Origin of the sequence: Roseofilum acuticapitatum BLCC-M154, assembly GCF_030068475.1 — a bacterium.
Taxonomy (GTDB): Bacteria; Cyanobacteriota; Cyanobacteriia; order Cyanobacteriales; family Desertifilaceae; genus Roseofilum; species Roseofilum acuticapitatum.
In genome coordinates this window covers 303,362-314,302 of the sequence record NZ_JAQOSP010000006.1, presented here as the reverse complement: position 1 = coordinate 314,302, position 10,941 = coordinate 303,362, and the positions used below count along the sequence as shown (strand labels likewise).

Annotated in this window: 8 protein-coding genes; 7 read left to right on the top strand and 1 reads right to left on the bottom strand. The window is 48.0% G+C overall.

Annotated elements, in window-relative coordinates:
* The first annotated feature begins 1,028 nt into the window (after positions 1 to 1,028).
* The 3 genes from ltrA (at position 1,029) to PMG71_RS02190 (ending at position 6,622) form a co-directional block, all read left to right on the top strand.
* Complete coding sequence (gene ltrA / locus PMG71_RS02200) at positions 1,029 to 2,807, top strand: group II intron reverse transcriptase/maturase (protein ID WP_283752005.1); 1,779 nt, start codon at positions 1,029 to 1,031, stop codon at positions 2,805 to 2,807.
* A 49-nt stretch (positions 2,808 to 2,856) separates the two neighbouring features.
* Positions 2,857 to 4,947 (top strand): ribonuclease E, encoded by a 2,091-nt coding sequence (rne, locus tag PMG71_RS02195; protein WP_283752004.1) that lies wholly within the window; start codon positions 2,857 to 2,859, stop codon positions 4,945 to 4,947.
* A 94-nt stretch (positions 4,948 to 5,041) separates the two neighbouring features.
* On the top strand, positions 5,042 to 6,622 hold the full coding sequence (locus tag PMG71_RS02190) for a Na+/H+ antiporter (protein ID WP_283752003.1): 1,581 nt from the start codon (positions 5,042 to 5,044) through the stop codon (positions 6,620 to 6,622).
* Positions 6,623 to 6,632: 10 nt separating this feature from the next.
* On the opposite strand, the gene PMG71_RS02185 is transcribed toward PMG71_RS02190, so the two are convergent.
* Positions 6,633 to 7,265: a tetratricopeptide repeat protein gene (locus PMG71_RS02185; RefSeq protein WP_283752002.1), complete on the bottom strand. Its 633-nt coding sequence runs from the start codon at positions 7,263 to 7,265 to the stop codon at positions 6,633 to 6,635.
* Positions 7,266 to 7,474: 209 nt separating this feature from the next.
* On the opposite strand from PMG71_RS02185, the gene hpsJ-B reads away from it, so the two are divergent.
* The 4 genes from hpsJ-B (at position 7,475) to nusB (ending at position 10,934) form a co-directional block, all read left to right on the top strand.
* On the top strand, positions 7,475 to 8,272 hold the full coding sequence (gene hpsJ-B, locus PMG71_RS02180) for a hormogonium polysaccharide biosynthesis protein HpsJ (RefSeq protein ID WP_283752001.1): 798 nt from the start codon (positions 7,475 to 7,477) through the stop codon (positions 8,270 to 8,272).
* Positions 8,273 to 8,377: 105 nt separating this feature from the next.
* On the top strand, positions 8,378 to 9,295 hold the full coding sequence (locus PMG71_RS02175; protein WP_283752000.1) for a glycosyltransferase family 2 protein: 918 nt from the start codon (positions 8,378 to 8,380) through the stop codon (positions 9,293 to 9,295).
* A 211-nt stretch (positions 9,296 to 9,506) separates the two neighbouring features.
* A complete protein-coding gene (locus tag PMG71_RS02170) occupies positions 9,507 to 10,271 on the top strand; it encodes a DUF502 domain-containing protein (RefSeq protein ID WP_283751999.1) in 765 nt (254 codons plus the stop codon).
* A gap of 33 nt (positions 10,272 to 10,304) precedes the next feature.
* Entirely contained in the window at positions 10,305 to 10,934 is a 630-nt protein-coding gene (nusB, locus tag PMG71_RS02165; RefSeq protein ID WP_283751998.1) for a transcription antitermination factor NusB, read from the top strand.
* Positions 10,935 to 10,941 lie beyond the last annotated feature (7 nt).

Sequence of the window (10,941 nt, the reverse complement as noted above, 5' to 3'; positions counted from 1 at the left end):
ACCCGCCCCCCCACACCCCCCCACCCCCCCCCCCTCCCACAGCCCCACTCACCAACACCCACCACGACATACCCCAGCACCCTCACCCCGGCACACCCCCCCCCCTCCCCCAGTCCCCCACTCCCCCATCCCCCCATTCCCCCATTCCCCCATTCCCCCATTCCCCCACTCCCCCATTCCTCATGAGCCAAAGTTTGGTACAATAGCTATTTATGACCTCATGATCGGGTCACAGTTTTTGGAGATCAAACATAAGGGGCGGAGAATCCCTAAAGCAATGGGGTATTGTGTTTCAGTCCCATGACCGATTGTTCAGGCTTTCATTATAAGAAACTTGCCCGTCGGTTGTGCAGTAAACCGGGGTGAGGCTCTTTTCCCCTGCGATCGGCTTGCGGTGAGGAACCCAGAACACCAGCGAGACAAGTTTAATGCGTAAGTGCGACTCGTTTCTGCGAAAATGGAAGCCGCTTAATGGCTGAAGTGTAGGCAGAGCAAGGATTTTAAGGAACCTTGACAACTCAATTTCCGTGATGGTGAAAGTCCATCCCTCTAGATGTTGGAGTGACAGCATAGCCCCCATTCTTGGGAACTGGTAATCCTCAAGGGTGAAGCGGGGTTAAACGGCGGTAACTCTGAATCCGACAGAGAATCCCGCCTAGCATTTAGTTATGGGTAGGAGTACGAACTCTCGTTTGAACTATCGTTAAGAACAAGTTGCCTACTCGGTTTATTGGCAACAGACAAAATGTCAATAATCCAAAGTGCCAGAAGTTTTTGCGCTTTTAACTGGGAACATTCACAAGGATTCGGTAGACAGAGAGACCCTAAAACTAAGAAACGGAAATTGGGAACGAAGTAACCCCTATAAATCTCTCAGGCAAGGTCGATTCGCTTGAGCAGTAACCAGCGCAAGGTTTATAGGGGAAGGATGACTCAAGAAGCAAATGCCAAAAGTTGTAATGATTTGGATAAGCTGACGTGAGTCCGATTGAATGGATTGAATAGTCTTAATTAAGAGTGAATAAGTCATGAACACGGATTTTAATCCAATGTATGAATGGAAAGACATCGATTGGCGTAAAGTCGAACGATGCGTCTTCAAGCTCCAAAAGCGAATATTCAAAGCTAGTCAACAGGGCAAGGTCAAGTTAGTCCACAGATTGCAACGACTACTCATTAACTCCTGGTACGGGAAGCTAATGGCAGTAAGACGAGTCTCACAGGACAACCAAGGTAATAAGACGGCGGGGATTGATGGAGTTAAATCCCTCACCCCTGCCCAGAGACTTACCTTGGCAACCAATCTGAAACTTAGTCACAAAGCCAAACCAACCCGTAGAGTTCTGATTCCTAAACCTGGAACAAACGAGAAACGCCCTTTGGGTATCCCAACGATGGAAGAACGCGCCCGCCAAGCGTTAGTAAAACAAGCGATGGAACCTGAATGGGAAGCTAAGTTTGAACCGAACAGTTACGGGTTCAGACCAGGACGTTCAGCCCATGACGCAATCGGAGCCATTTTTAACGCAATTAGGTACAAACCCAAATGGGTGCTGGATGCTGATATCGCCAAATGCTTCGATAAAATCAATCACAAAAGACTACTGGAGAAGCTACAGACATATCCTACGTCAAGACGACAAATCAAAGCGTGGTTAAAATCTGGAGTAATCTACGGAGATTCCTGGTTTTCTACCGAAGAAGGGACACCGCAAGGAGGGGTCATAAGTCCGCTCTTAGCCAACATTGCCTTACACGGTATGGAAGAAAAGGTAAAGCTATACGCAGAAACCTTAAAAGGAGAGAAACGGGTCAATCGAGAAACTTTGTCTCTCATCCGATATGCAGACGACTTCGTGGTCATGCATAAAGATGAACAAGTTATTAACGATTGTTCTCTAATTATCAGTGATTGGTTAGCAGAAATGGGACTCGAACTCAAGCCAAGCAAAACCAAAATCACCCATACCCGAAATGGTAAAAGAGACCTAAATTTCCTGGGATTCAACATTTCCCAATATCACGTTGGTCTCCATCACTCAGGGAAGTGTAAAGGGAAAACGCTTGGCTTCAAAACCCTCATAAAACCGAACAAAGAGAAAGTCAAAGCCCACATCAAAAAGTTGGGTGAGGTCATAGCGAGACACAAATCCGCACCACAAGAAGCTCTGATTAAGGAACTCAATCCCATTATCAGGGGCTGGAGTAACTACTTCTCCACTGTGGTAAGCAAGGAAGTGTTCTCATACTGTGATAACATTCTCTATCAACAACTTAGACGATGGGCTAAAAGACGACACCCTAACAAAAGCGCCCAATGGGTAACCAACAAGTATTGGCACTCAGAGGGCAACAGAAATTGGGTTTTCGGAGTTCGGTATGAAGACTCCTTCATAAAACTTACTTGTCACTCTGACACTAAAATTGTTAGGCACGTCAAGGTCAAGGGAATGAAGAGTACATACGATGGGGACTTAACTTACTGGAGTAGTCGAATGGGTAGACATCCTGAGATGCCCAACGAAAAAGCCGCTCTGCTTAAGCAACAGAAAGGAAAATGCAATTACTGTGGACAATACTTTAGAGATGGAGACTTGATGGAAATCGACCACGTTATCCCCAAAGCCTTGGGTGGTAGCAATCGTAGAGACAACAAGCAGTTACTCCATCGGCATTGCCATGACCGCAAAACTGCTGCGGACTTGATTAGTATTCGAGACAAGAACCGTTCAATTAAGGAGCCGGATGAGGTGAAAGTCTCACGTCCGGTTTTGAAGACGAGTCGGACAGGCGACTGTCCGGCTTAGTTTAACGCTGCTTACTTAATTACTGACATGGATAATTTGAGGAAATTGGATGCCAAAGCAAATTATTATCGCCGAGCAGCATAGATTAGCTGCGGTTTTTGAAGAAGACCAAATCCAAGAACTTGTAGTCGCCACAGGAAGTCATCAAGTCGGAGACATTTACCTGGGTAGCGTGGAGAACGTTTTGCCAGGTATTGATGCGGCCTTTGTGAATATTGGCGATGCTCAGAGAAATGGATTTATTCATGTGACGGATCTGGGCCCTCTGAGGCTTAAACGGGGTTCAGGAACGATTACGGAGCTACTGGTTCCCCAACAAAAGGTGCTGGTACAGGTGATGAAAGAGCCTACGGGTTCTAAGGGGCCCCGATTAACGGGGAATATTACTTTACCGGGTCGCTATCTGGTGCTGATGCCCTATGGACGGGGGGTGAATCTGTCGCGCCGGATCATGGGGTCTCAGGAGCGATCGCGCCTACGAGCCTTGGCCATCCTGATTAAACCAGCCGGTATGGGTTTGCTGGTGCGGACAGAAGCCCAAGGGATGGCGGAAGAAGCGATCATGGAAGATCTAGAAGAATTACTCACTCGTTGGGAATCCATTTTAGCCGAAGCCAGTTCCGCCGCGCCCCCCGCCCTATTGGGTCGAGATGATGATTTTATTGTCCGCGTCCTCCGGGATATGTACAGCAATGATGTCAATCGCATTGTGGTAGACTCCCATACCGGTCTCAAGCGGGTCAAACAACAAATCATGAACTGGAATGGCGGTAAAACTCCGTCGGGTATCCTCATTGACCATCACCGGGAAAAAACTTCAATTTTGGAATATTTCCGGGTAAATGCGGCCATCCGAGAAGCCCTGAAACCGAGGGTAGATTTGCCTTCTGGAGGCTATGTGATTATTGAGCCAACGGAAGCCCTAACGGTGATCGATGTGAACTCTGGTTCCTTTACCAGTTCGGCAACAGCCCGCGAAACGGTGCTATGGACAAACTGCGAAGCGGCTACGGAAATTGCCCGCCAATTGCGTCTACGGAATATTGCCGGGGTGATTATTGTCGATTTTATTGACATGGACTCCCGCAAAGATCAGTTAAGGGTGCTACAACATTTTGAAGAAGCGCTTTTAGCGGATAAGGCTCGCCCCCAAGTGGCTCAACTGTCGGAATTGGGTTTGGTAGAGTTAACCCGTAAACGGCAGGGACAAAATATTTATGAGCTGTTTGGCCATACCTGTAAAACCTGTAATGGTTTAGGCCATTTGGCGGCCCTGCCAGGGGAAACGGAAGACCCGCCTACAGCTCTACAGGATCGCTCCTATCCAGTCGTGGGAAGGGAAATTCCCCCCCCAGAAATGCGCCTTCCAGAAACTCCGACGGTTAAGCCAGAGTTGGTTAATGATTTTGCTGCGACTGTCGATCCGAGTCCGAGTTATGCTGACCCCTCTTCCCTGCGTAGCGCTCCGGGTATAGATGACTTGCCAGAAGGCTTTGGGGGGGATGAGGATGGAACGCTCCGACGTACCCGCCGCCGTCGTCCTGATGCGAAGGAGCAGGGGGGATATGGCTATCCTGAGCCGGCCACCTATCGCAGTGGGGCGGAGTTTTCGGGAACGGCTCTCCAGGAAGGAGCGCGTCCTGTTCGTTCGGATACGGGCTTTTCTGCTCGCAAAGACTATTGGGATAAACCGAGCAGTCCCCGCAAGCGTTTAGGGGGTCGATCTTTAGATGTGCCTCCAGAGGTGGTGACGGTTTCTATGACCACGGAAGAGCAAGATGTTTATGCTTTGATGGGCATTTCTCCCCTGGTGCTGTTGCCGAATGGAGAGAGCAAAAATCCTAAGTCTACGATTATCCAGGTGAATTTAGTCGATGCTCATGATTCTGAGAATTTGACGGTAACCGAGGAGGGTAATCTAGAAGATCTGGAGGAGGTGACCCCAAATTTGGATAAGGATGAGGTTGCTAAAGTGGAAGGTAATTGGGGATGGATGTCTTCGAGTGGGGAGCAAGAGGTGAGTTCCCAGGCTTCGGAGGAGGAAAATGATCTGATGGATGTTGAGGATCGTGAGATGGGTGAGGATATTCCAGAAACCCGTCGCCGTCGTCGCCGTCGCTCTTCTGCGGATTTAGATTAGTTTGGGTGGGCCCAGCCTAATCCTTGGGGATTCTAGCCAACTCCCCAAGGGTTGGATACAATAACCCTGTTTTAAGCCTGTGGAGTACCTGACTATGCTGATAGCGACTGTAGCAGAAGAACAGGGAGCGATCGCCGCGAACCTTCAGCAATTTCTCCTGGTTCTCTCTGTTTCCCTCAGCGTTGCCACCTTACCCCAAATCGTTCCTTGGTTTCGCCAGATTCCCTACACCCTGCTCCTAGTCATCGTCGGACTCGGACTCGCTCTCGTGGATGTGCGCTTGGTCAACCTCTCCCCAGAGCTGATCCTCTCCATTTTCCTTCCTCCTCTACTCTTTGAAGCCGCTTGGAACCTGAAATGGTCAGGACTGAAGAAAAATATTGTTCCCATTAGCCTGTTTGCTATCCTCGGTGTAGCTATTTCTGTCCTCGGTATCGGGTTCGGAGTCAATCAACTCACTGGCTTACCCCTAGCCACGGCTCTGCTGTTGGGGGCTAGTCTCTCGGCAACTGACCCCGTTTCCGTCGTCGCTCTCTTCCGGGAATTGGGCGCACCGAAACGCCTGAGTGTGGTGATGGAAGGGGAAAGCCTGTTTAATGATGGGGTAGCCGTTGTTGCCTTTAGTTTGCTCGTCGGTATTCCCCTAGGGATCGAAGAATTTAACCTACAAGCTAGTATTGTTCAATTTGTGGTTTTTGTCGGTTTAGGATTAGGCATTGGTGGGTTAATTGGCTTTGGGATTTCCTATCTCACCCAACGCTTTGATTTACCCTTAGTGGAACAATCTTTAACCCTAATTTCTGCCTATGGAACCTATATTCTCATTGAAGAAGTGGGCGGTTCGGGGGTCATTGGTGTGGTGACCGTGGGCTTAATTTTAGGTAACTTTGGCTCCCGCATTGGTATGAATCCCCGAACCCGCGTGATTGTGAGTGAGTTTTGGGAATTTTTGGCCTTTTTTGTGAACTCGATTGTGTTTTTGCTCATTGGCGATCAGATGCAAGTTTCTAGTCTAATAGAAAATTTTGACGAGATTCTGATTACCATTGGGGCGATGATTGTGACGCGGGCGATCGCCATTTATGGCTTAGGAACCTTCAGTAACATTATCACTGAAGTAGATATCAATTGGAAAGAGCAAACCGTCCTCTGGTGGGGAGGGCTGCGTGGCTCCGTTTCCATAGCCCTAGCTCTTAGTTTACCCATTGCCCTAGAAGGACGAGATCAAATCAGCGCTACTGTTTTTGGTGTGGTTCTCTTTACCCTCTTGGTGCAAGGCTTAACCATTAAACCCCTCTTACAAAGCTTAAACCTGCTCGGTGATGAACCCCTGAGACGACAATATTTAGAAGCCGTAGCCCGTCGAGTCGCCCTCAACCGGGTGATGGAAACCTTGACATCGGGTAAACAACGGCCGGAAATTGAGCCAGAATACTACCGCTATCAAGCGGCTCTGGTACAAGGAGAATTAGAACAGTTAGAGAGCAAAATTCAAGAACTGCGCCAACAACATCCCGAAACGAGAGAATATGCCATTGAACAATTGCGGGAGGAACTTCTGGCGATCGAAGCAGATACTTATGCCGAGTTTATCAAAGCGGGACAACTCAATTATGAGCTTTCCCCCTACTTGGTTAATGTTTTCCAAGATAAGGGAGAGGAGATGGGGGAATAAGGACTATTGCTTATTCCTCAAGTTTATCGCGCAAATCGGATAAAACGCGATCGATTAACTCAACGACCTCAGTTTGGCCTAAGTTCGCATAACGCTCTTGGGCAGCTTCTAGGGAAATAATCGCCTCTTCCCATTGCTCTTGTTTGATATAGGCTACGGCTGAATTATGGTAGGACATGGGCGCATTGGGATTGAGATTAATCGCCTCTTGAAAAGCTGCCAGGGCTTGATCGTACTTTTCCTGGCTTCCCAGAGCAATGCCCAAATTATTATAGGTCTCCCAATTCTGGGGATTAATCTTCAGAGCCTCCTGAAAAGCCTCTACAGCTTCCTCAAACCGGCTATTATGGCCTAGAGCAATGCCTAAATTAGAATAAATTTTCTCTGAATTGGGATAAATTTCCAGGGCCTGTTGAAAAGCATCTACGGCTTCAGCATAGTCGCCTAATCTCATCAGCTCAATTCCTTGCTGGTTATACTTTTGTGCCTCTTCTAGGGCATCATTAGGGCTGTCTTCTTGAGTAAGCCATAGGGGAGAAGACATGCGAGCAAGGGCGGGTTGCCCCCAGAAACCGAGTCCTAATGTTAAGAGAGCGATCGCACCATAGACGTTTGCCAAAATTAGAGTAAAACTAGAAATCATGAGATACCTGAACCCTGTGAGGATAATTAATACAATAACGCTCAATTAAACTGTAATATAACTAGCACGCCAATCGAGTCCCTGGGCTGTATTCACTTTTGCCAGTTCACCGGTCTTCGATGCTATCCTGGTTCTGGTCATCCTAGTCCATGACTTCAGGGCATCTTCAAGGGTCTCTCAACTCCGATCGCAAAACGTAACTATTTAATATGAAAGCAAGTAGCAACCCTATCTCTCCCCTAGCCTCCCGGTCACTGCAACTGGTGGGCTTAGTCATGATTGTCTCGTTTATTATTGATATTCTGATTATCGCCATTCCTCCCAACCTTCTGAGTCCCCAATGGAGACTGAACTTTACCAGTCAGTTTATTGACCGGGGTGTGATTCCTTTGGTTGGAGTGGCTCTACTTTTGGGCGGAATTTGGATCAAAGATTCAGAGGGAACAAGCGGTTCTAAACAAGGAATGTTACGCTCAACTGCTGTCTTAGTCTCTCTAATTTTAGGGGTCGTATATCTTTTGGTGGTTCCTCTCCATAGTATCGATACCGTTCGTAGTCGTAATCGCGCCCTGCGGAATTTGGAAGCTCAAGCTCAACAAGCGGAAGAACAATTAGACGCGCAATTGACTAATCCTCAATTTCAGGCTGGTTTGGATCAGCGTCGCGAACAGTTTAAAACTCAGATTAATACCTTAATTAGTAATGAGGAGCAGTTCCAACAAGCTCTCTCAGAAGCACCAGAGGAACAAGCCAGATTGCTAGAACAGTTTAAGAGCGATCCGGGTGCGATCGATAGTTTCATTAACGATCAGGTCAACGCCCTGCCCCAACGAGCCAGAAGTCAAATTGAGCAAGAAAAAGCACAACGAGAAGAGCGGGCCCAAGTGACCACGGTCAAATCCATGTCTCAATCGATCAACGGGGCCTTGTTAGCTGTGGGCTATCTAGGCGTGGGTTTAACGGGGATGCAGCTTGGAGGCGGTGGAAAACGCAAACGCCGTCGGTAAAAGACTTCTGTTTTGACCGATCGCCGACACCTGGAAATGTATAGGAGGGAGCGATCGGTTTTTTACACCCCATGCCCCTGAAGTGTTAGCTCAGATTGACTGAAAATGTTCTCTATTTATATCCTCACCTATAACGAAGAACTCGATATTGGCCCTTGTATTGAGTCAGCCCTCCTCTCAGACGATGTGATTGTGGTAGACTCCCTCAGTAGCGATCGCACCGTCGAAATTGCCCAGCGTTATCCCGTCCGTGTTATTGGACATAAATTTGAAAGCCACGGCCGTCAACGCACTTGGATGCTCCAAGAAGTCCCCGCTAAACATCCTTGGATTTACATCCTAGAAGCCGACGAGCGCATGACCCCAGAGCTATTTAACGAGTGCTTAGAAACGATTAAATCCGCCGACAAGGTAGGCTATTATGTGGCCGAGCGAGTCATGTTCATGAATCGCTGGATTCGTCACAGTACCCAGTATCCTCGGTATCAATTACGCCTACTGCGCCCGGATCGCGTGTGGTTTAGTGACTATGGTCATACAGAACGAGAAGTCTGTGATGGCCCCACAGGATTTCTCAAAGAAACCTATCCCCACTATACCTGTAGTAAAGGTTTAAGTCGCTGGATCGAAAAACATAACCGCTATTCCACCGATGAAGCAGCCGAAACCATCCGTCAACTCGAAAAGGGAAAAGTCAATTGGGCCGAGTTAGTCTTTGGCAAAACCGAAGTCGCCAGAAGACGAGCGCTCAAAGATTTATCCTTGCGTCTGCCCTTTCGACCCATTGTAAGATTCTTCTATATGTATTTTGTTTTAGGGGGATGTTGGGATGGTTCACCCGGTTTAGCTTGGTGTACCCTCCAGGCTTTTTATGAATATCTCATTTTATTGAAGACCTGGGAAATGCAGTATTTACCCGTTCCTGAGTTAGATCTAGAACGTCTAAAGCCACAGGAAGATTCTGCCCAGAACACTCAAAAAGAGGTTTCTCTAGCCCCTCAAGAAGTCAACGTGAGCGAATGAGTCTCCCTTGCTTCCCCTGGGTTGTCCTTCGTGTAGATAGCCATCAATTCGTCGGCGGTTTCACAGATTCCTCGCAAAGTGTTTTAAGATAGCCAATAGTGGGGATCATCTTGATGGGGAGTCAGGATTCGGGAGTCGGGCTAGAAAGCGGGTTTCTCCCCAATGCCTATTCCCCAATGCCTATTCCCTATTCCCTGAGTACAGAATCTTTGTGTTCCAACGCTTGAAGCAAGATTTGAAGAATGATTTGATTGCTGGGTTGCTGGTGGTAATTCCATTAGCAACCACAATCTGGCTAACGATTACCATTGCCAGTTGGGTTGTCAATGTCTTAACTCGGATTCCCAAACAGGTGAACCCCTTTGATGGACTGCATCCGATTTTAGTTAATCTTCTCAATTTGGTCGTCGGACTGGCAGTCCCCTTACTGAGTATTCTCATCATTGGTTTGATGGCTCGGAATATTGTTGGCCGCTGGCTGTTGGATGTGGGGGAGCGCATTGTTCAGGCTATTCCCCTAGCCGGTTCCGTTTACAAGACCTTAAAGCAATTGTTGGAAACCCTGCTCAAAGATTCTAAGGATAAGTTTCGGCGAGTGGTGTTAGTGGAATATCCCCGTGAGGGTCTATGGTCAATGGGGTTTGTGACCGGGCCAGTCAGTCCAGAGTTGCGCTCTAAGTTTCCTGACCCCATGATTAATGTGTTTATCCCGACAACGCCGAACCCTACCACCGGATGGTATGCGATCGTGCCGGAGAAGGATGTAATCAATTTAGCGATTTCTATTGAGGATGCCTTTAAGGTGGTGGTCTCGGCTGGTATTGTTAACCCTACGGCAGGATTACTTGCTCCTGCGAAGGGCCAATCAGGATATACACTAGAGGATCGGAAGAATTCTCAGTCAATGGAGAATCCGGGTGAAAAACTCGGCCTAGCCGTTTCTTTGACCCTTGAGGAATCTTCTGAAGTTGAGTAGTGTTAGAAGGGCCATCTTCGGCTGTTAAGGATTATGCAACCCCGCCAAATTGCTCGTGAGCTTGCTTTGCTGAGTCTTTCCCAGGTTTCTAATTATCGGGGAAAGGACACCCAAAATCTTGAAGGTATGATGTTAGCGGCGGTGAAGACGTTGCAAACAGAGGCTTCGGAGTCTTTGGAGATGGCATCGGCCCAATTGCAACGGGGAAACGATCGCCTTTTGGATAGTGAAACGGTAGCGCCTAATATTGCCAGCTCTAGGGCGATGGTTAAAGAGGCGATTGAATTGACTCAGACGGCGATCAATCGCTTGGGAAGTGCCATGGAATTCCCAGAACTTCTCCATCAATGTCGGGATCAAAAGTCGGTTCAAGATTATGCCCTAGAGTTGATCTCTCGCGTGAGTCAAAACCGTCAGGAGTTGGATGCTCTGCTCTCTAAGGCGATGGTGAATTGGCAGTTGGAGCGCATTGCACATATCGATCAGGATATTCTCCGGATTGCGGTGGCGGAAATTTTGTACGTTAACTTGAATGAACGGATTGCGATTAATGAGGCGGTGGAGTTAGCTAAACGCTATAGTGGCGAACAGGAATATCGGTTTATTAATGGGGTATTGCGTCGGGTGGTGACGTTGCTGAAGGAAGAGAAGTCTGAGTCATGAGTCAGAC